Source organism: Citrobacter sp. MGH105, assembly GCF_001037485.2.
In the GTDB taxonomy this organism is placed as follows: Bacteria; Pseudomonadota; Gammaproteobacteria; order Enterobacterales; family Enterobacteriaceae; genus Citrobacter; species Citrobacter portucalensis.
The window spans coordinates 3,504,505-3,525,343 of record NZ_CP073048.1 but is presented as its reverse complement, the minus strand read 5'-3'; the positions used below and the strand labels follow the sequence as shown (position 1 = coordinate 3,525,343).

At 54.4% G+C, this 20,839-nt stretch carries 16 protein-coding genes; 12 read left to right on the top strand and 4 right to left on the bottom strand.

The window, feature by feature from the left end; all coding sequences use genetic code 11:
• The first annotated feature begins 29 nt into the window (after positions 1-29).
• Positions 30-1,463: an anion permease gene (locus SK35_RS17075; RefSeq protein ID WP_048214643.1), complete on the top strand. Its 1,434-nt coding sequence runs from the start codon at positions 30-32 to the stop codon at positions 1,461-1,463.
• A gap of 68 nt (positions 1,464-1,531) precedes the next feature.
• Positions 1,532-3,796, top strand: a complete 2,265-nt coding sequence (locus SK35_RS17070) for a hydratase (RefSeq protein WP_048214642.1) — start codon at positions 1,532-1,534, stop codon at positions 3,794-3,796.
• Positions 3,797-3,891: 95 nt separating this feature from the next.
• Here the strand turns inward: SK35_RS17070 and SK35_RS17065 are convergent, their stop codons facing one another.
• A complete protein-coding gene (locus tag SK35_RS17065; RefSeq protein WP_048216339.1) occupies positions 3,892-5,175 on the bottom strand; it encodes a putative acyl-CoA thioester hydrolase in 1,284 nt (427 codons plus the stop codon).
• A gap of 224 nt (positions 5,176-5,399) precedes the next feature.
• Here SK35_RS17065 and hutI point away from each other — a divergent pair, with 224 nt between their 5' ends.
• The 5 genes from hutI to hutH all read left to right on the top strand — a co-directional run bounded on the left by hutI (position 5,400) and on the right by hutH (position 11,713).
• A complete protein-coding gene (gene hutI / locus SK35_RS17060) occupies positions 5,400-6,623 on the top strand; it encodes an imidazolonepropionase (RefSeq protein ID WP_048214641.1) in 1,224 nt (407 codons plus the stop codon).
• Positions 6,620-7,561 (top strand): formimidoylglutamase, encoded by a 942-nt coding sequence (gene hutG / locus SK35_RS17055; RefSeq protein ID WP_048214640.1) that lies wholly within the window; start codon positions 6,620-6,622, stop codon positions 7,559-7,561. The genes hutI and hutG overlap by 4 nt, the downstream gene beginning before the upstream one ends.
• 87 nt (positions 7,562-7,648) lie before the next feature.
• Positions 7,649-8,368 carry a histidine utilization repressor gene (locus SK35_RS17050; protein WP_003831502.1) on the top strand — a complete coding sequence of 240 codons (720 nt, stop codon included), beginning with the start codon at positions 7,649-7,651 and terminating at the stop codon, positions 8,366-8,368.
• Positions 8,369-8,505: 137 nt separating this feature from the next.
• Complete coding sequence (gene hutU, locus SK35_RS17045) at positions 8,506-10,191, top strand: urocanate hydratase (protein WP_048214639.1); 1,686 nt, start codon at positions 8,506-8,508, stop codon at positions 10,189-10,191.
• Between the two features lies 1 nt (position 10,192).
• Positions 10,193-11,713: a histidine ammonia-lyase gene (gene hutH, locus SK35_RS17040; RefSeq protein WP_048214638.1), complete on the top strand. Its 1,521-nt coding sequence runs from the start codon at positions 10,193-10,195 to the stop codon at positions 11,711-11,713.
• A 95-nt stretch (positions 11,714-11,808) separates the two neighbouring features.
• Here hutH and SK35_RS17035 read toward each other — a convergent pair whose 3' ends face one another.
• Positions 11,809-12,285 carry a kinase inhibitor gene (locus SK35_RS17035; RefSeq protein WP_048214637.1) on the bottom strand — a complete coding sequence of 159 codons (477 nt, stop codon included), beginning with the start codon at positions 12,283-12,285 and terminating at the stop codon, positions 11,809-11,811.
• Positions 12,286-12,342: 57 nt separating this feature from the next.
• Entirely contained in the window at positions 12,343-13,632 is a 1,290-nt protein-coding gene (bioA, locus tag SK35_RS17030) for an adenosylmethionine--8-amino-7-oxononanoate transaminase (protein WP_048214636.1), read from the bottom strand.
• 76 nt (positions 13,633-13,708) lie between these two features.
• On the opposite strand from bioA, the gene bioB reads away from it, so the two are divergent.
• From bioB to bioD, 4 genes are read left to right on the top strand one after another with little or no spacing between them, the layout of a single operon-like run.
• Positions 13,709-14,749 carry a biotin synthase BioB gene (bioB, locus tag SK35_RS17025; protein WP_008784180.1) on the top strand — a complete coding sequence of 347 codons (1,041 nt, stop codon included), beginning with the start codon at positions 13,709-13,711 and terminating at the stop codon, positions 14,747-14,749.
• On the top strand, positions 14,746-15,903 hold the full coding sequence (gene bioF, locus SK35_RS17020; RefSeq protein ID WP_048214635.1) for an 8-amino-7-oxononanoate synthase: 1,158 nt from the start codon (positions 14,746-14,748) through the stop codon (positions 15,901-15,903). The genes bioB and bioF overlap by 4 nt, the downstream gene beginning before the upstream one ends.
• Complete coding sequence (bioC, locus tag SK35_RS17015) at positions 15,887-16,642, top strand: malonyl-ACP O-methyltransferase BioC (RefSeq protein ID WP_048214634.1); 756 nt, start codon at positions 15,887-15,889, stop codon at positions 16,640-16,642. The genes bioF and bioC overlap by 17 nt, the downstream gene beginning before the upstream one ends.
• Positions 16,635-17,333 (top strand): dethiobiotin synthase, encoded by a 699-nt coding sequence (gene bioD, locus SK35_RS17010; RefSeq protein ID WP_048214633.1) that lies wholly within the window; start codon positions 16,635-16,637, stop codon positions 17,331-17,333. The genes bioC and bioD overlap by 8 nt, the downstream gene beginning before the upstream one ends.
• On the opposite strand, the gene SK35_RS17005 is transcribed toward bioD, so the two are convergent.
• On the bottom strand, positions 17,299-18,021 hold the full coding sequence (locus SK35_RS17005) for an ABC transporter ATP-binding protein (RefSeq protein WP_048214632.1): 723 nt from the start codon (positions 18,019-18,021) through the stop codon (positions 17,299-17,301). The genes bioD and SK35_RS17005 overlap by 35 nt on opposite strands.
• 768 nt (positions 18,022-18,789) lie before the next feature.
• Here SK35_RS17005 and uvrB point away from each other — a divergent pair.
• Positions 18,790-20,811 carry an excinuclease ABC subunit UvrB gene (uvrB, locus tag SK35_RS17000; protein WP_008784186.1) on the top strand — a complete coding sequence of 674 codons (2,022 nt, stop codon included), beginning with the start codon at positions 18,790-18,792 and terminating at the stop codon, positions 20,809-20,811.
• The last annotated feature ends 28 nt before the right edge of the window (positions 20,812-20,839 follow it).

Sequence of the window (20,839 nt, the reverse complement as noted above, 5' to 3'; positions counted from 1 at the left end):
TGCCTGTACAGATTATTCAGGATTAATAAATGAACGTTAAATCATTATGGAAGCTAATTTTAATATTAGCGATCCCCTGTATTATTGGTTTGATTCCTGCCCCAGCGGGATTAAGTGAACTAGCGTGGGTGCTGTTTGGTATTTATCTTGCGGCCATTGTCGGACTGGTGATCAAACCGTTTCCTGAACCGGTGGTGTTACTGATTGCCGTTGCCGCCTCTATGGTAGTTGTCGGAAATTTAGGCCACGGGGTACTGAAAACCAGCAGTGTGTTGAGCGGTTATGCTTCCGGTACTACGTGGTTGGTTTTCTCGGCATTTACGTTAAGTGCTGCTTTTGTGACGACGGGGCTGGGTAAGCGCATTGCTTATATTCTGATCGGTAAAATTGGTAACACCACGCTTGGTCTTGGCTATGTGACCGTATTCCTTGATCTGGTATTAGCTCCGGCAACACCGTCAAATACCGCGCGAGCGGGAGGAATTGTATTGCCCATTATCAATAGCGTGGCGGTGGCGCTGGGCTCTGAGCCAGATAAGAGCCCGCGCCGTGTCGGTCACTACCTGATGATGACGGTCTATATGGTTACCAAAACGACCAGCTATATGTTTTTTACTGCGATGGCAGGAAACATTCTGGCGTTGAAGATGATCAATGATATCTGTCATTTACAACTGAGCTGGGGGGGATGGGCACTTGCAGCAGCTTTGCCTGGACTGGTTATGCTGTTGGTAACGCCTTTAGTTATCTATTTTATGTATCCCCCTGAAATTAAAAAGGTTGATAACAAAACTATTGCTAAAGCCGGGCTTCAGGATTTAGGGCCAATGAAAGGGCGCGAAAAAATGCTGCTGGGTATCTTCGTCCTTGCGTTATTGGGATGGATTTTCAGTAAAAGCCTTAGCGTTGATGAATCAACGGTAGCGATTGTCGTAATGGGTATGATGCTTTTGTTAGGCGTGGTTACCTGGGATGATGTGGTTAAAAATAAGGGCGGCTGGAATACCTTAATCTGGTATGGCGGTATTATCGGGTTAAGTTCGTTATTATCGAAAGTGAAATTCTTTGACTGGTTAGCCGAACTATTCAAAAACAACCTCGACTTTGGTAATCACGGCAATGTGGCGTTCTTCGTTATTTTGTTCCTGAGCATTATCGTTCGATATTTCTTTGCCTCAGGCAGTGCATATATTGTGGCAATGATGCCGGTATTTGCCATGCTGGCGAATGTCTCCGGCGCACCATTGATGTTAACCGCGCTGGCATTACTCTTCTCTAACTCTTATGGTGGAATGGTCACCCATTATGGCGGCGCCGCGGGTCCGGTTATTTTTGGCGTTGGCTATAACGATATTAAATCGTGGTGGCTGGTGGGGGGCATGCTGACCTTACTGACCTTTATTGTCCATATCACCCTGGGCGTGTGGTGGTGGAGCATGTTGATTAACTGGAACATGCTGTAAACCATAAGCCAGATTCAAATTATTAATTGACTGCGCACTAATATAAGTACGGGATTACGGAGTATCAAATGATTACGTTGTATGAAAAAGGAGTTTATCTCTCCGATAATAATGAAGTTGTAGCTGAGGATTCTTTGCCAGGGCATATCTGCAAAGAGGATGCGAAAAAAGGAACTATAGCGTGGTCGATTCTCTCCGCACATAATACGTCCGGTGATATGAATAAGCTTAAAATTAAGTTTGATTCATTAGCCTCACACGATATTACCTTTGTCGGTATTATTCAGACTGCAAAAGCCTCTGGTATGGAACGTTTTCCGCTGCCGTATGTTCTGACTAACTGCCATAACTCATTATGTGCAGTAGGGGGAACTATTAATGGTGACGATCATATGTTTGGTCTGTCTGCGGCACAGCGTTACGGCGGAATCTTTGTGCCGCCACATATTGCTGTTATCCATCAATACATGCGTGAAATGATGGCGGGCGGCGGCAAAATGATCCTTGGCTCAGACAGCCATACACGTTACGGCGCATTGGGTACGATGGCGGTAGGAGAGGGGGGCGGTGAGCTGGTCAAGCAGCTGCTAAACGACACCTGGGACATTGATTATCCTGACGTCGTTGCCGTTTATCTGACCGGGAAACCCCCAGCAGGTGTTGGTCCACAGGATGTGGCGTTAGCGATCATTGGCGCGGTATTTAAAAATGGCTACGTCAAAAATAAGGTCATGGAGTTTGTCGGCCCTGGTATTCGCCATCTCTCAACGGATTTTCGCAACAGCGTTGATGTTATGACCACCGAAACCACCTGTTTGAGCTCCGTCTGGCAAACAGATGACGAAACTCGCAGTTGGCTGGCATTACACGGTCGCGAACAAGACTATCGCCAGCTCAGTCCGCAGCCTATGGCCTGGTACGACGGTTGTATTCATGTTGATTTGAGTGCGATTAAGCCGATGATTGCGCTGCCATTCCATCCAAGTAATGTCTATGAGATTGATACTCTCAATGAGAATCTGACGGATATTCTCCGGGAGATTGAAGTTGAATCTGCACGTATCGCGCAGGGTAAAGCCAGCCTCTCGTTGTTGGATAAAGTAGAAAATGGCCGCTTAAAAGTACAGCAGGGGATCATTGCTGGATGCTCGGGCGGCAACTATGAAAACGTGATTGCTGCGGCGCAGGCATTACGTGGTCAATCCTGCGGTAATGATGCTTTCTCGCTTGCTGTCTACCCCTCGTCACAACCGGTGTTTATGGATTTAGCACAGAAAGGTGTCGTTACAGATTTACTGGGCGCGGGGGCTGTCATCAGAACCGCATTCTGCGGTCCATGCTTTGGCGCAGGCGATACGCCAATCAACAATGGTCTTAGCATCCGCCATACCACGCGCAACTTCCCTAACCGTGAAGGCTCGAAACCGGGCAATGGTCAAATGTCAGCCGTTGCGCTGATGGATGCGCGATCAATTGCGGCTACGGCAGCCAACGGAGGATTCCTCACTGCTGCGACGGATCTGGACTGCTGGGATACGGTGCCAGACTATGCGTTTAATCCTGCACCTTATAAGAGTCGCGTATACCAGGGATTCGTAAAAGGGGCAACGCAGCAGCCGCTCATTTACGGCCCGAACATTAAAGACTGGCCGGAACTGGGCGCATTAACGGAAAATATTCTGCTGAAAGTGGCCTCGAAGATCCTTGATGATGTGACAACAACGGATGAACTTATCCCGTCCGGTGAAACCTCGTCGTATCGCTCTAATCCACTAGGACTGGCGGAATATACGCTGTCTCGACGAGATCCTGGGTATGTGGGAAGAAGTAAAGCGACGTCGGAGCTGGAAAAAAGGCGCGTGGAGGAGGGCGATGTCAGCGAACTGGCGTCAGTTTTCGAACGCATCCAACAGATTGCCGGTCAGGAAAATGTGCAACCGTTGGATACTGAGATTGGTAGCATGATTTACGCCGTCAAACCTGGCGATGGCTCGGCGCGCGAGCAGGCGGCGAGCTGTCAGAGAGTGATTGGCGGCCTGGCAAATATTGCCCAGGAATATGCCACCAAGCGTTACCGTTCCAACGTTATCAACTGGGGTATGCTACCGCTCCAGATGGCAGAGCAACCTTCATTTGAAGTGGGTGACTATATCTATATTCCCGGTATTCGCCGCGCGTTAGATGAGTGCAGTAAAGAAATCGAAGCGTATGTGCTTCACGATGATGGTGCGGTGAGTGAAATCAGTGTGTATATGGAAAGTCTGACCGCAGAAGAGCGTGAAATTATTAAAGCAGGGAGTTTGATTAACTTTAATAAGTCGCGTTTGGTGTAACACTAATTGTATGCCGGAGAGGGCGATTTTCGTTGCCATCCGGCACATTGCCCGGCAGAGCATGAATCTGCCGGGTTTACATCAGAGAATGACGCTTACTGCTTAGGTTCAGCAACCACTTTGCTACCGATACCGCGGTTGTTGTATTCCCACATACGGTTGAAGTTGGTGTCGTTCAGGTTACGCTGGATTTCACCTTTGTCATCTTCCGCACCGGTATTACCGGCAAACGGGCGTTTTGCGATAACACTGTCAGCCCATGGTTTTGCCATGTTAAAGCCTTCGTTAATCACGCTGTCACGAATCACGACCTGACCGTTAGTGTTGGAATCGACATCCAGCGAGCGGCCTAACTGCGCCACGCCATCGCCACTTGCCGTGAAGCGACTATTAATCGCCAGGAAACCGTAGTAGATGTTTGACAGGGTAGCCGGTGCGAACACATAGGCTTCCTGCTGGGTACGGGAGTTCACTACGCGGAAATCGGTGTTATCGAACACTACGGCACCGCGACCGGAAACGATATCCACATCGCCTTCAATGTAGCTGTTGGTAACCAGCGTACGCGGCTGGCGATCGTTTTCCAGACGGTTTTGTACGCCGCTATTGGTCACGAAGAAGGTATTCTGGCGGCCCAGGATATTGACCTTGTTGATCTGCACTTTATCGCCATCGGTACGCAGTGCAACGGCCGGGTGGTTACCCGCATCAACGCTGTCACCCAGGTTGTTTTCGATGGTCAGGTTCTGCAATTGCAACCCGTTGTTTTGCGACCAGACGACAGCAGAACACATCACGCCAATATTCGTGCCGCGTTTGTTCTGGCAATTATCAAACATATACCACGCAGGTTTACCCGGCATGTATTTACCGGCTGGGTTCACCGTACGACGCCAGTCAGCGGTGCTCATTTCACCGTCAATGGCCTGGCCAATTTTCACATCAAGCGGTTTTTCGCCCATGCCGTACAGCGTCAGGCTCCCTGTTGCTGCCGGGATATATACCGTGCCCTGGTACTCGCCTGGCATAATCGCGATGTACTGACGTTTGTTAGTACGTTTGATGATTGCTGCATCAACAGCGGCCTGAATGCTGGTATGGGTGACGCCCTGAGTCCCTGCCGGGCCAACGACGAAGTCAGGCTGTGCAGGCAGAGAAATAGAAGAAGGGCTCCACGGCGCGGTGTTTGGCGTCAGCGCGGAAAAATAGTGCGCAGTAACGAAGTTTTTCGCTTCATTGGCCGACAAAATTGGGCGCGAAGAGGTTCCTGGCGCGGTTTGATCGGAAGGAATTTGATCGGGCGGCGTAGAGCTACAGGCGGTCAGCGTCACGCCAAAAGCCATTGCCAGCGCCAGACGGGAAACTGATGATATGTTCACAGGTTGCTCCGGGCTTTGAAAGTTATCCATTAAAGCCTGCTTTTTTATACTAAGTTGAGCGAAACGGGAAGGCGAAAAGGTAAAAAGTTGTTTTTTATCGCAGCAATGTCTGGCGCGGAGAGTCTTTATATCACAAATAGATAACAATTATGGTTCTTCAGGTTGACAACATCCCTATAATCAAAAATAAATGTCTATACAACCTATGACAAGTGGTGAGTCGAATGCAGCAATTCTTCCCTGATGATGTTATCTGGCGCAATGTTCGTCTGGCGACTATGGACCCTGAACGTGGCACCCCATATGGGCTGTTGGATGGTCACGCGCTGATCGTCCGCCAGGGCAAGATTCGCGATATCGTCCCGGAGTCATCGTTATATCTCACGCATGACAATACTTTTGATATGCAGGGCAGGCTGATTACGCCAGGCCTGATTGATTGCCATACGCATCTGGTCTTTGGCGGAAACCGCGCAGGTGAGTGGGAGCAGCGACTAAATGGTGTCTCCTACCAGCAGATAAGCGCTCAGGGGGGGGGGATCAATGCCACCGTATCGGCGACCCGCAGCGCCACGGATGAACAACTCTTACACGTAGCCCATCAGCGGATGGAACAGCTGATCAAAGAAGGTGTTACGCTGCTGGAAATAAAATCCGGCTACGGCCTGGATTTGCCGACAGAAGAGAAAATATTGCGCGTGGTGGCAGCGCTGGCGGCAGAGAGTATCGTTGAAATCAGCCCGACGCTGTTGGCCGCGCATGCAACTCCAGCGGAATACCGGGATGATCCTGACGGCTATATTACGCTGGTGTGTGAGACCATTTTGCCGCAATTGTGGGAACAAGGGCTGTTTGAGACCGTCGATCTGTTCTGTGAAAGCGTTGGTTTTTCGTTGGCGCAGAGTGAGCGGGTGTTTCAGGCTGCACAGGCGCTGGGCATCCCGATTAAAGGCCATGTCGAACAACTGTCATTGCTTGGCGGCGCACAGTTGGTAAGCCGCTACCAAGGGCTATCCGCCGATCATATTGAATACCTCGATGAAGCGGGCGTGGCGGCGATGAGTCAAAGCGGTACGGTCGGCGTGCTGCTGCCCGGCGCGTTCTATTTCCTCAAAGAGCAGCAGCGCCCACCGGTAGCGTTGCTGCGTCAATATCAGGTACCGATGGCGGTAGCGACAGATTTTAACCCCGGTACCAGTCCGTTTATCAGCCTGCACTGGGCGATGAATATGGCTTGTGTCCAGTTTGGCCTGACGCCGGAAGAAGCATGGGCGGGTGTAACCCGTCATGCGGCTCGGGCGCTTGGGCGTCATGCCACCCACGGTCAATTGAAGGCCGGGTTTGTGGCCGATTTTGTGGTGTGGGATGCAACCCTCCCGGTCGAGATCCTGTATGAACCCGGGCGCAATCCGCTCTACCAACGCGTATTCAAAGGACAAATAGCATGACTAACTGGCAACCAGCTTCAGCTGCGCTGTGGCAGGGACGTGATGACCGCGCCGAATCGCCGAATGCGCTGCGCCTGTTTCAGACTATCACCCTGAGCCCGACGTTTAGCCCAGAAATGTACCGCGAGCAGATAGCGTTGCTCGGGTTTGCCTGCGACGAAGGCGTTAAACGTAATCAGGGGCGTACGGGCGCCGCCGGAGCGCCCGATGTGCTGCGCAAGGCGCTGGCGAATTTAGCCAGTCATGATGGGCACAATCGGCTGGTGGATCTGGGAAATATTGTGGCGCAGGCTCCCGATCTTGAGGGCGCGCAGCAGGCGTTACGTAATGCGGTACAGCGCTGTCAGCAGGAGAACATGCGTACCTTTGTTTTGGGCGGGGGACACGAAACTGCCTTTGCGCATGGCGCGGGCGTACTGGATGCGTTCCCGCAGGCGAAAGTGGGGATAGTCAACTTCGATGCGCATCTCGATTTGCGCAAAGCTGAACAAGCTACATCCGGTACGCCATTTCGCCAGCTGGCGCAGCTTTGCGATGAACAGCAGCGTGAATTTCACTATGCCTGTATCGGCGTCAGTCGGGCGGCAAACACCCAGGCGCTTTGGGATGAGGCCCAGCGGCTCGGTGTTACCGTGGTGGAGGATCTGCATTGCGATACGGCGCAGGCGCAGTTAGCGCAGTTCATTGCCAATCTGGATGTCATCTATCTGACAATCGACCTCGACGTGCTGCCGGTGTGGGAAATGCCCGGCGTGTCGGCCCCCGCCGCGCTTGGCGTACCGTTGGCGACGCTGCTGAGACTGATTGAGCCTCTGTGTCGTAGCGGTAAACTCCTGGCGGTGGATATGGTTGAATTTAATCCACGCTTTGACGATGATGGCAGAGCAGCACGCGTGGCGGCGCGATTAGGCTGGCAAATCGCCCACTGGTGGCACTGATATACCTGATGGCGTTGCGCTTATCAGGTTCGGGTAATGCCTGTAAACTCTACCCACTCACATTTTCAGCTTAAGGAAGGCTCACGCATGCTCCCATCCCGTTCTGCTCCGGCTCCTTTTTACGAAAAGGTCAAACAGGAGATCAGCGAAAAAATTGCCAGCGGTATCTGGCAGCCTCACGATCGCATTCCTTCTGAGGCAGAGCTGGTGGCGCAATATGGTTTCAGCCGCATGACTATCAACCGGGCGCTACGTGAGTTAACGGATGAAGGTTTACTGGTGCGTTTGCAGGGCGTCGGGACGTTTGTCGCCGAGCCAAAAGGCCAGTCCGCGCTGTTTGAAATCCGCAGCATCGCGGATGAAATCAACGCCCGTCAGCATCAGCACCGGTGCGAAGTGCTGACGCTGGAAAAAACCCAGGCCAACGCGCAGCAGGCTTTGGTGTTAAACGTCAAAGAAGGCACATCCATTTTTCACTCAGTCATGGTGCACTACGAGAACGATCTGCCGGTACAGATTGAAGATCGCTGCGTGAATGCCGAAATTGTGCCGGAGTATCTGGCGCAGGATTACAGTCAGACCACGCCGCACGCATACCTGTCACTGATCGCCCCGCTGACGGAAGGTGAACATATTGTTGAAGCGGTACGTGCCAGCGCTGAAGAGTGCGCGCTGCTGAATATCAAAGAACACGATCCCTGCCTGCTGATCCGCCGTAAGACCTGGTCTGCGTCGTCCATAGTCTCTCATGCCCGCTTGCTGTTCCCGGGTTCCCGCTATCGCCTGCAAGGACGGTTTATGTCCTGATGTCGGGATATCAAAACCGTGATTGCTGACGCAATATAATAAAAATGTATCTTAATTGTTAAAATCATCCTTGCGATGACTTGTATAGACAAGTATATATTTCTTATCTATCCGACGTTCGCGAGGAGTTTTCTGTCATGTCCCATAGCAAATATCGTCAGCAGGATATTCGTGCCCCACGCGGCACCACCTTAACGGCCAAAAGCTGGCTGACCGAAGCGCCGCTGCGCATGTTAATGAATAATCTGGATCCCGATGTGGCGGAGAATCCGCATGAGCTGGTGGTATACGGTGGGATTGGCCGCGCCGCGCGGGACTGGGAATGTTATGACGCCATCGTCAATGCGCTGACCAAACTGGAGACCGATGAAACTCTGCTGGTCCAGTCTGGTAAACCGGTAGGCGTATTCAAAACTCACGACAACGCACCGCGCGTGCTGATTGCCAACTCCAACCTGGTGCCACATTGGGCTACCTGGGAACACTTCAACGAACTGGACGCCAAAGGGCTGGCGATGTACGGCCAGATGACCGCCGGGAGCTGGATCTACATCGGCAGCCAGGGCATCGTGCAGGGGACTTATGAAACCTTCGTTGAGGCCGGGCGTCAGCATTATCAGGGTAACCTCAGCGGACGCTGGGTGCTGACCGCCGGGCTGGGCGGCATGGGCGGAGCACAACCGCTAGCCGCTACACTTGCGGGTGCGTGTTCGCTGAACATTGAATGCCAGCAAAGCCGAATTGATTTCCGTCTGCGTACCCGTTATGTCGACGAGCAGGCGACATCGCTTGACGATGCGCTGGCGCGTATCGACAAATACACCCGCGAGGGTAAAGCCGTCTCCATTGCGCTGTGTGCTAATGCCGCCGACGTTGTGCCGGAACTGGTGAAGCGCGGTGTGCGCCCGGATATGGTCACCGACCAGACCAGCGCCCACGATCCGCTGCATGGTTATCTGCCGTGCGGCTGGAGTTGGGAAGAGTATCAGGCAAAAGCGGTGTCCGATCCGCAGGGCACGGTGCAGGCGGCGAAACGTTCAATGGCAACGCACGTTGAGGCGATGCTGGCGTTTAGCAAAATGGGCGTGCCGACGTTTGATTACGGCAACAACATTCGCCAGATGGCCAAAGAGATGGGCGTGGAAAACGCCTTTGATTTCCCCGGCTTCGTACCTGCTTATATTCGCCCCCTGTTCTGTCGCGGTATAGGCCCGTTCCGTTGGGTGGCACTGTCGGGCGATCCGCAGGATATTTATAAGACAGATGCCAAAGTGAAAGAGATCGTGGCTGATGATAAGCACCTTCATCACTGGTTGGATATGGCGCGTGAGAGGATCAACTTCCAGGGCTTACCAGCGCGTATCTGCTGGGTCGGCCTGGAGTGGCGACAAAAGCTGGGGCTGGCGTTTAATGAGATGGTGCGCAGCGGTGAAGTATCTGCGCCGATTGTTATTGGCCGTGACCATCTGGACTCCGGTTCTGTTGCCAGCCCAAACCGCGAAACAGAAGCTATGCGCGACGGTTCAGACGCCGTATCCGACTGGCCGCTGCTGAACGCGCTGCTTAACACCGCCAGCGGAGCGACCTGGGTGTCGCTGCATCACGGCGGCGGGGTTGGCATGGGCTTCTCTCAGCATGCCGGGATGGTGATTGTTTGCGATGGCACCGATGAAGCCGCGGCGCGCATCGCCCGAGTCTTACATAACGATCCGGCTACCGGGGTGATGCGTCACGCCGACGCCGGGTATGACATTGCGGTGGAGTGCGCCGTTGAAGAAGGGCTGAATTTGCCAATGATTGCTGCGACGCAGGAGAAACGCTGATATGAACACCATGACACTCACGCCGGGCCAACTGAGTTTTCCCCAGCTACGTGAAATCTGGCAGCAGCCGGTCAAACTGAACCTGGATGCCGGGGCGATTGATGCAATCAACGCCAGCGTCGCCTGCGTCAATAATATTGTCGCTGAAGGCCGTACGGCGTATGGCATTAATACCGGCTTTGGCCTGTTGGCTCAGACCCGTATCGCCACGGAAGATTTGCAGAATTTACAGCGTTCGCTGGTGCTTTCGCATGCGGCAGGCGTTGGCGAGGCGCTGGATGACGCAATGGTTCGCCTGATTATGGTGCTGAAAATCAACAGCCTGGCGCGTGGGTTTTCCGGCATTCGTTTGAGCGTGATTGAAGCGTTGATTGCGCTGGTGAATGCCGAGGTGTATCCACTGATCCCGGCGAAAGGGTCGGTGGGCGCATCGGGCGACCTGGCGCCGCTGGCACATATGTCGTTGACGCTACTGGGCGAAGGTAAAGCGCGCTGGCAGGGGGAATGGCTCCCGGCTACCGACGCGCTGAAAAAGGCCGGACTGGAGCCGATCACGCTGGAGGCGAAAGAGGGACTGGCGCTGCTCAACGGCACTCAGGCTTCCACCGCCTTTGCACTGCGCGGGTTAATTGAAGCTCAGGAGCTGTTCGCGTCTGCGACGGTGTGCGGGGCGTTGACCACTGAAGCCGTGCTGGGCTCCCGTCGTCCGTTTGACGCGCGTATTCATGCCGCGCGAGGGCAGCGTGGACAGATTGATGCCGCAACGCTGTACCGTCATGTGTTGACCGACACCAGCGCGCTTTCCCAGTCGCATCATAACTGTGAAAAAGTGCAGGATCCGTATTCTCTGCGCTGTCAGCCACAGGTGATGGGGGCATGTCTGACACAAATGCGCCAGGTGATGGATGTCCTGCTGGTTGAAGCCAACGCGGTTTCCGACAACCCGCTGGTGTTTGCCGAAGAGGGCGATGTGATCTCCGGTGGGAATTTCCATGCTGAACCGGTGGCGATGGCGGCAGATAATCTGGCGCTGGCGATTGCGGAAATCGGCTCGTTGTCAGAGCGGCGCATTGCGCTGATGATGGATAAACATATGTCGCAGTTGCCGCCGTTCCTGGTGAAAAATGGCGGGGTTAACTCCGGCTTTATGATTGCTCAGGTAACTGCCGCCGCGCTGGCGAGCGAGAACAAAGCGCTGGCGCATCCGCACAGCGTGGACAGCTTGCCGACATCTGCTAACCAGGAAGATCATGTTTCTATGGCTCCGGCGGCGGGGCGCAGACTGTGGGAGATGGCAGCAAATACGCGCGGCGTGATTGCCGTGGAGTGGCTGGCGGCGTGTCAGGGGATTGACCTTCGTGAAGGGTTAACCTCCAGTCCGTTGCTGGAGCAGGCGCGACAGGCGCTGCGCGAGCAGGTTGCCCACTACACGCAGGATCGCTTTTTTGCCCCGGATATTGAGTGCGCGACCGAGTTGTTAGCGCAAGGAACGCTGCTGCAATTGCTGCCTGAATTTCTGTAGAAAATTGCCTGATGTCGACGCTGACGCGTCTTATCAGGCCTACGGTCTGCTTTGTAGGCCGGATGAGGCGAAACCGACATCCGGCACAACACAGCTTAGCTAAACATCGCCGTAATCGAGGCGCTGGCGAGCGAGTGGAAATGGACGTTAAATCCAACCATCGCGCCGCTGGCACCTTCATCGACATCAATACGCTCCACATCCAGGGCGTGAACCGTAAAGATATAGCGGTGGGTTTCCCCCTTCGGCGGCGCAGCGCCACCATAACCAGCTTTACCAAAATCTGTACGGGTCTGAATCACCCCATCCGGTTGTGCAACCAGCCCGGAGCCGAATCCTTGCGGGAGTACGCGGGTATCAGCCGGCAGATTTACCACCACCCAATGCCACCAGCCGGAGCCGGTTGGCGCATCAGGATCAAAGCAGGTCACGACAAAGCTTTTGGTTCCTGCGGGTACGTCATCCCACGCCAGGTGCGGGGAAATATTATCCCCGTCATACCCCATGCCGTTAAAGACGTGGCGATGCCCAAGCTTATCGCCATCGCGCAGATCGTTACTGATTAGTTTCATGCTGACTCCTCTCGTTAGCCAAAAAGTGTAGCCAGAAACCGTAGAGCTTACCGCTGATTAATCGCTAAAAAATGTTGCATTGCGCACAGCCTCGTTCACGGCCTGCGTCAGGCGACGCAACTGATCGGGCTGGATGATGTACGGCGGCATCAGGTAGATGAGCTTGCCAAACGGTCTTATCCACACGCCCTGTTCGACAAAGAACTTCTGTAACGCTGCCATATTCACCGGATGCGTGGTTTCGATGACGCCGATGGCGCCGAGCACGCGTACGTCCGCGACCCAACTGGAGTCCGCCGCCGGGGCGAGTTCTGCCCGCAACTGCGCTTCAATGGCCGCTACCTGCGCGCGCCACTCGCCGGTTTCGAGTAACGACAGGCTGGCGGAGGCGACGGCGCAGGCCAACGGATTGCCCATAAAGGTCGGGCCGTGCATGAAGCATCCGGCTTCACCATTGCTGATGGTTTCTGCAACCTGGCGGGTGGTGAGGGTTGCAGAAAGGGTCATCGTTCCGCCGGTTAACGCTTTGCCCAGGCATAAAATGTCCGGAGTGATGTCGGCATGCTCGCAGGCAAACAGCTTGCCTGTACGACCAAATCCGGTGGCGATTTCATCGGCAATCAGCAGGATCCCTTCACGGTCGCACATCTTACGGATGCGTTTTAACCATTCGGGATGATACATGCGCATACCGCCAGCGCCCTGTACGATTGGCTCTAGGATCACCGCCGCAATTTCGTGGCGATGCGCGGCCATCAGACGGGCAAAAGGCACCATATCCAGTTCGTCCCACTCGCCGTCCATGCGGCTTTGTGGGGCTGGGGCAAACAGGTTCTCCGGCAGGTACCCCTTCCACAGACTGTGCATTGAGTTGTCAGGATCGCAGACCGACATCGCGCCGAAGGTATCACCATGATAACCATTACGAAATGTCAGGAAACGCTGGCGGGATTCGCCTTTAGACTGCCAGTATTGCAGCGCCATTTTCATTGCAACTTCTACTGCGACCGACCCTGAATCCGCGAGAAAAACGCACTCCAGCGCCTCTGGGGTCATCGCCACCAACTGGCGGCACAGCGCAATGGCCGGGGCATGGGTAATGCCGCCAAACATCACATGCGACATGGCATCAATCTGCGTTTTCATCGCGGCGTTCAGCTGCGGGTGATTGTAACCGTGGATTGCCGCCCACCAGGATGACATGCCGTCAATCAGCTTCTCACCGCTGGCTAAGGTCAGTTCGCAACCTTCGGCACGCGCCACCGGATAAACCGGCAACGGGGAGGTCATGGAGGTGTATGGGTGCCAGATATGGCGTTGGTCAAACGCAAGATCGTCCGTTGTCATAATCGACTTGTAAACCAAATTAAAAAGATTTAGGTTTACGAGTCTACACCAAACTAACAACGAAACGTATACCAATATGGCTCATTCTTCTCGCTGGACAATGTCGCAAGTCACCGAATTATTTGAAAAACCGCTGTTGGATCTGCTGTTTGAAGCGCAGCAGGTTCATCGCCAGCATTTCGATCCGCAGCAGGTACAAGTTAGTACGCTGCTGTCGATTAAGACCGGTGCTTGCCCGGAAGATTGCAAATACTGCCCGCAAAGCTCCCGCTATAAAACCGGTCTGGAAACTGAACGGTTGATGGAGGTTGAACAGGTACTGGACTCGGCACGTAAGGCGAAGCAGGCTGGTTCAACGCGGTTTTGCATGGGCGCGGCGTGGAAGAACCCGCATGAGCGCGATATGCCGTACCTGGAACAAATGGTTCAGGGCGTGAAAGAACTAGGGCTGGAAGCCTGTATGACGCTGGGCACGCTGGACGAATCTCAGGCCCAGCGCCTGGCCAATGCGGGTCTGGACTACTACAACCACAACCTCGACACCTCGCCGGAATTTTACGGCAATATCATCACCACCCGCTCGTACCAGGAGCGCCTGGATACGCTGGATAAAGTGCGCGAGGCGGGCATTAAAGTTTGCTCCGGCGGGATTGTTGGGCTAGGTGAAACGGTGACCGACCGCGCGGGTCTGCTGCTACAATTAGCGAATCTGCCGACGCCGCCGGAAAGTGTGCCGATCAACATGCTGGTGAAAGTGAAGGGCACGCCGCTTGCCGATAACGACGACGTAGATGCTTTTGATTTTATTCGTACTATCGCCGTGGCGCGTATCATGATGCCGACCTCATATGTGCGTCTTTCTGCCGGGCGCGAGCAGATGAACGAACAAACCCAGGCGATGTGCTTTATGGCCGGGGCCAACTCGATTTTCTACGGCTGCAAACTGCTGACCACCCCGAACCCGAACGAAGATAAAGATTTGCTGTTATTTCGCAAGCTGGGTCTTAACCCGCAGCAAACTGCGGTACTGGCGGGCGATAACGAACAGCAACAACGTCTGGAGCAGGCGCTGCGTACCCCGGATACCGACGATTACTACAACGCGGCAACCGTATGACCTGGCAGCAAAAAATTGACGATGCGCTAACAGCGCGTCGTAGTGCTGATGCGTTGCGTCAGCGCTATGCGGTGACGCAGGGTGCCGGTCGCTGGCTGCAGGCCGACTGTCGCCAGTATCTGAATTTCTCCAGCAACGACTACCTCGGCTTAAGCCACCATCCGCAGATTATCTGCGCGTGGCAGCAGGGCGCTGAGCGTTTTGGCGTCGGCAGCGGCGGCTCGGGCCATGTCAGCGGTTATTCCGTTGCTCATCAGGCGCTGGAAGAAGAGCTGGCGCAGTGGCTCGGCTATTCCCGGGCGCTGTTGTTCATCTCTGGTTTTGCCGCCAATCAGGCGGTCATTGCCGCACTGATGGGAAAAGATGACAAGATTGTTGCCGACAGGCTCAGCCATGCCTCGCTGCTGGAGGCTGCCAGTCTTAGCCCTGCCGTGTTACGTCGCTTTACCCATAACGACTCGCAACATCTGGATCGTCTGCTGACAGCCCCCTGTCCGGGGCAGCAGTTGGTGGTCACCGAAGGCGTGTTCAGCATGGATGGCGACAGTGCGCCGCTGGCAGAAATCCACGCGGTGGCGAAACGGCAGGGCGCGTGGCTGCTGGTGGATGATGCGCATGGGATTGGCGTAAGCGGTGAGGAAGGGCGTGGTTCGTGCTCCCGACAGCAGGTGAAACCTGAGCTGTTGGTGGTGACATTTGGCAAAGGGTTCGGCGTCAGCGGTGCGGCGATCCTGTGTTCTGATAGTGTGGCCGATTATCTGCTGCAGTTTGCCCGTCATCTGATCTACAGCACCAGCATGCCGCCAGCCCAGGCTCAGGCCTTGCGCGCCGCGCTGGCGGTGATCCGCAGCCGCGAAGGCGATGAGCGCAGAGAAAAGCTGGCGATGCTGATCCAGCGTTTTCGCGCAGGAGTGAATACTACGGATTTGACGCTGGCGCATTCAGACAGCGCGATTCAACCGCTGATCGTTGGCGACAATCATAAAGCCTTGCAACTGGCACAGACGTTACGGCAACAGGGATGCTGGGTGACGGCGATTCGTCCACCGACGGTGCCGGTTGGGACGGCCAGGCTGCGGATTACGCTGACCCAGGCGCATGAAGTCCAGGATATCGACAACTTACTGGAGGTGCTGCATGGCGCAGGTCAATAAGCAGGCGATTGCCGCTGCGTTTGGTCGCGCGGCTATGCACTATGAGCAACATGCGGAGCTTCAGCGTCAGAGCGCCGATGCGTTACTGGCACAACTCGATGGCCGGGCGTTCTCACGGGTTTTGGACGCGGGCTGTGGGCCTGGGAGTATGAGTCGCTACTGGCGGGAGCAGGGGAGCGAGGTCTGTGCGCTGGATCTGTCGGCGCAAATGCTTACGCAAGCGCAGCGTCACGATGTCGCCCATCACTATCTGCTGGCGGATATCGAAGCCATTCCGCAGGCCGCTGCCACTTTCGACCTGGCCTGGAGCAATCTGGCCGTGCAGTGGTGCAACGACCTGCGCGGCGCGTTACGCGAGCTATACCGGGTGGTGCGTCCTGGCGGGACGGTGGCGTTTAGTACGCTGGCGCAAGGGTCGATGCCGGAACTTCGTCAGGCGTGGCGAGCAGTTGATGATCGGGAGCATGCCAACCGTTTTTTACCCGTGGAGCAACTGGAAAACGCTCTGTGCGGCTGGGACGTTGAATACCAGTCTCATGCCGTCACGCTGTGGTTTGACGATGCGCTGAGCGCCATGCGCTCGCTGAAGGGCATTGGCGCGACGCATTTGCATGATGGACGCGAGCAGCGTGTGTTGACCCGCTCGCAGTTGCGCCAGTTACAGCTCGCCTGGCCCTGTCAGCAGGGTAAATATCCGCTGACCTATCATCTTTTTTTGGGAGTAATTCAACGTGACTAACACATATTTTGTCACCGGGACGGACACCGAAGTAGGTAAAACTATCGCCAGCTGTGCGTTGCTTCAGGCGGCGGGACAACTGGGGTTGCGAACGGTCGGCTATAAGCCGGTGGCGTCAGGCAGTGAAATGACGGCTGAAGGTCTGCGAAACAGCGATGCGCTGGCTCTACAGCGCAACAGCGTTGTGGCAGTGGATTATGCGGCCATCAATCCGTATACCTTCGCCGAACCTACCTCACCGCATATCATCAGTGCTGACGAAGGGCGCCCCATTCAGGCCTCAGTGATGTCTGCGGGTTTACGTTTGCTTGAAGAACAGGCTGACTGGGTATTGGTGGAAGGCGCAGGCGGATGGTTTACGCCACTGTCGCCAACGCTGAGTTTTTCTGACTGGGTAAAAGCGGAACAACTGCCGGTGATTCTGGTGGTTGGCGTTAAGCTCGGTTGTATCAATCATGCCATTTTGACCGCCCAGGCAGTGCAGCAGGCCGGGCTGACGCTCGCCGGATGGATTGCCAATGATGTGATGCCACCTGGCAAGCGTCATGCTGAATATATGGCGACGCTAAAGCGTGCGCTTGCGGCTCCGCTACTGGGGGAAATTCCCTGGCTGGCAGAAGAGCCGGAACGAGCATCGACTGGTCGTTATATCGATCTTAGCGTTTTGTCTCTGGCATCCACCAGTCGTTGATTAGCGGGTCGCTGAATTGTGTTATTTGCCCTTGAGCCACGTTGCGTCCACGATGTAACAAGCAATAGCAGTCGGCGACCCGACGAATGAACGGCAGGCTCTGCTCCGCGAGCATAATGGCGATGCCAAGCTCCTGGCTTAGCCTCACAATCAGATTCCCCAGTTTGTGGATATACGCCTGGCCACTTCCTCGCGTCGGCTCATCGAGGATCAGCAGGCGCGGGCGAGTGACCAGTGCACTGGCGAGTGCAAGCTGGTGCTGATTTTCCTCCGACAATGCCACCCCTTTGGCCTGACGCAGTACAAACAGCTGTGGAAACAGGCGGTAAATATCGCTGCTGTTCATCGCTTCGCTTTCCTCAACCGCCTGGCGCGCAATGTGCAGATTTTCCTCTACCGTCAGCTGCGAAAAAATTCGCCGTTCCTGCGATACACAGTTAATACCCAGCGCAATGCGCTTTGCCGCCGGAATCTGAAGCAGATCGCAAGGTGGTGCGCCAGCCTGATGCCAGAACATGGTTCCGCTCTCAATCGGTAAATTGCCTGTGATGCAATTGGCCAGCGTGGTTTTTCCCATCCCTGGAAGACCCAGCACGGCGGTACATTTGCCGGGCAACAGGTCGAGATCGACATCCCAAAGCGAGTGTTGATTACCGTAATAGTGATTCACTGCACGAAGACTCAACATAGATTTCTCCCTCATGATGATATCCGCCTCGCGGGCTGATGGTCGGGAGAAAACTGCAAATCTCTTGCCAGAAGCGGAATTAGGGGAAAATACAGCAGAATAGCGTATTGAGCGGGTTGCGGTATCCGGCTTGTTGTGGATGAGAGCCGCAGTGTGCACATTGTCAGTGCCTGGTGGCGTTGTGATGGTGCAGGCAGGAAAATGATGAAAATGCGAGCAAGATCTCGGCTATCCCAGGTCGCTTCGTTAGCTGATAAATATCAAAAAATAGCGATAATTTTTTTTTATCCCACCAGAAAAGATCATCAGGACGTTTTTGCCAGGCTACAGTCCGTACGGGCTGGAGGCAGTTATCCACTATTCCTGTGGATAACCTTGTGTATTAGAGTTAGAAAACACAAGGTAAGCGAGAGAAGACGCGGCCTGCGACTAAATTGATGCGAAAGACGGCTTGAGATAATAATCATTAAATTACAGTGTGTTAGATAAATGCAATGGCTGTCGCAGAAGTGTCATGTGTTGCCACAAAACTTTCATCGGGTAGCTTGACAAATGTTAAAAAAGTCATTGGTTTGGGGATAACACATTTTTGCTGGTGTTTTATCTTGCCTGCGGACAAATTTTAGCCTGTAGTCACGGCCATTTTGCTGGCGTAACAGAAATATTCTGGCGCGTTACTGTTTTTTCATCCAGTATATTTTACTGGCAAAATATACTGCTGCGAGTAAAATTACACACCTGCCCGCCCATTGCTTCAGGTAGCTGCTCATGAGTAAACCGTTCAAACTAAATTCCGCTTTTAAACCCTCTGGCGATCAGCCTGAGGCGATACGTCGCCTGGAAGAAGGTCTGGAGGATGGTCTGGCGCATCAGACGTTGCTGGGGGTGACGGGGTCGGGGAAAACATTCACCATCGCGAACGTGATTGCGGACCTACAGCGCCCTACCATGGTGCTGGCCCCCAATAAGACGCTTGCCGCGCAGTTGTACGGTGAGATGAAAGAGTTCTTCCCGGATAACGCGGTGGAGTATTTTGTCTCCTACTACGACTATTATCAGCCGGAAGCCTACGTGCCAAGTTCTGACACCTTCATCGAGAAGGATGCTTCGGTTAACGAACACATTGAGCAGATGCGTCTGTCAGCAACCAAAGCGTTGCTTGAGCGACGGGATGTCGTCGTCGTAGCGTCGGTTTCCGCGATTTATGGTCTCGGTGACCCGGATCTGTACCTGAAAATGATGCTGCACCTGACGGTGGGGATGATTATCGACCAGCGCGCGATCCTGCGTCGTCTGGCGGAGCTGCAGTATACTCGCAACGATCAGGCATTCCAGCGCGGGACCTTCCGCGTGCGCGGTGAAGTGATCGACATATTCCCAGCGGAATCTGACGACATCGCGTTGCGCGTGGAACTGTTTGATGAAGAGGTCGAACGTTTGTCGCTGTTTGACCCACTTACCGGACAGGTCGAATCCACTATTTCGCGCTTTACCATCTATCCTAAAACGCACTACGTGACGCCGCGCGAACGTATTGTTCAGGCGATGGAAGAAATTAAGGTTGAGCTGGCAGAGCGGCGAAAAGTCCTGTTGGCAAATAACAAACTGCTGGAAGAACAGCGCTTAAGTCAGCGTACCCAGTTCGATCTGGAAATGATGAACGAGCTGGGTTACTGCTCGGGGATTGAAAACTATTCCCGCTATCTGTCCGGGCGTGGTCCGGGCGAGCCGCCGCCGACGCTGTTTGATTACCTGCCTGCCGATGGCCTGCTAGTGGTGGATGAATCTCACGTGACTATCCCGCAAATTGGCGGCATGTATCGCGGTGACCGGGCGCGTAAAGAAACCCTGGTCGAATACGGATTCCGTCTGCCGTCGGCGCTGGATAACCGTCCGCTTAAATTTGAAGAGTTCGAGGCGCTGGCTCCGCAAACCATCTATGTTTCGGCGACGCCGGGCAACTATGAGCTGGAGAAATCCGGTGATGATGTGGTCGATCAGGTCGTAAGACCGACCGGCCTGCTGGATCCGGTCATTGAGGTGCGCCCGGTGGCGACTCAGGTTGACGATCTGCTATCTGAGATCCGCACCCGTGCGGCGATTAACGAACGTGTGCTGGTCACCACGCTGACCAAACGGATGGCGGAAGACCTCACAGAATACCTAGAAGAACACGGCGAGCGGGTGCGTTATCTGCACTCTGACATCGATACCGTGGAACGTATGGAAATCATTCGTGACCTGCGTCTGGGCGAGTTTGACGTGCTGGTGGGTATCAACCTGTTACGTGAAGGTCTGGACATGCCTGAGGTCTCCCTGGTGGCGATTCTGGACGCAGACAAAGAAGGGTTCCTGCGTTCTGAACGATCACTTATTCAGACCATCGGTCGTGCGGCGCGTAACATCAACGGTAAGGCGATTCTTTACGGTGATAAAATTACCGCCTCTATGGCTAAAGCGATTGGTGAAACCGAACGTCGTCGTGAGAAACAGCAGCTCTATAACGAAGAACACGGTATTACGCCGCAGGGGCTGAACAAGAAAGTGGTCGATATTCTGGCGCTGGGTCAGAATATTGCGAAGACCAAAGCGAAAGGCAAAGGGAAGTCACGCGCAGGCGCGAAGTCTGAGGTTGTCGAACTGGATATGACGCCAAAAGCGCTGCAGCAGAAGATTCACGAGCTGGAAGGGCAGATGATGCAACACGCGCAGAATCTCGAATTTGAAGAGGCCGCGACAATCCGTGACCAGTTGCATCAGTTGCGCGAGTTGTTTATTGCGGCATCGTAAGGCGGTGTCGGATGCGGGGTGGATAGCA

Excerpts from the sequence above, each read along its gene's own strand:
- hutH (WP_048214638.1), top strand. The coding sequence starts at position 10,193 with ATGAACACCATGACACTCACGCCGGGCCAACTGAGTTTTCCCCAGCTA.
- hutI (WP_048214641.1), top strand. The coding sequence starts at position 5,400 with ATGCAGCAATTCTTCCCTGATGATGTTATCTGGCGCAATGTTCGTCTG.
- bioF (WP_048214635.1), top strand. The coding sequence starts at position 14,746 with ATGACCTGGCAGCAAAAAATTGACGATGCGCTAACAGCGCGTCGTAGT.
- hutG (WP_048214640.1), top strand. The coding sequence starts at position 6,620 with ATGACTAACTGGCAACCAGCTTCAGCTGCGCTGTGGCAGGGACGTGAT.
- hutU (WP_048214639.1), top strand. The coding sequence starts at position 8,506 with ATGTCCCATAGCAAATATCGTCAGCAGGATATTCGTGCCCCACGCGGC.
- SK35_RS17005 (WP_048214632.1), bottom strand. The coding sequence starts at position 18,021 with ATGTTGAGTCTTCGTGCAGTGAATCACTATTACGGTAATCAACACTCG.
- bioA (WP_048214636.1), bottom strand. The coding sequence starts at position 13,632 with ATGACAACGGACGATCTTGCGTTTGACCAACGCCATATCTGGCACCCA.
- bioC (WP_048214634.1), top strand. The coding sequence starts at position 15,887 with ATGGCGCAGGTCAATAAGCAGGCGATTGCCGCTGCGTTTGGTCGCGCG.
- SK35_RS17070 (WP_048214642.1), top strand. The coding sequence starts at position 1,532 with ATGATTACGTTGTATGAAAAAGGAGTTTATCTCTCCGATAATAATGAA.
- uvrB (WP_008784186.1), top strand. The coding sequence starts at position 18,790 with ATGAGTAAACCGTTCAAACTAAATTCCGCTTTTAAACCCTCTGGCGAT.
- bioB (WP_008784180.1), top strand. The coding sequence starts at position 13,709 with ATGGCTCATTCTTCTCGCTGGACAATGTCGCAAGTCACCGAATTATTT.
- SK35_RS17050 (WP_003831502.1), top strand. The coding sequence starts at position 7,649 with ATGCTCCCATCCCGTTCTGCTCCGGCTCCTTTTTACGAAAAGGTCAAA.
- SK35_RS17035 (WP_048214637.1), bottom strand. The coding sequence starts at position 12,285 with ATGAAACTAATCAGTAACGATCTGCGCGATGGCGATAAGCTTGGGCAT.
- SK35_RS17075 (WP_048214643.1), top strand. The coding sequence starts at position 30 with ATGAACGTTAAATCATTATGGAAGCTAATTTTAATATTAGCGATCCCC.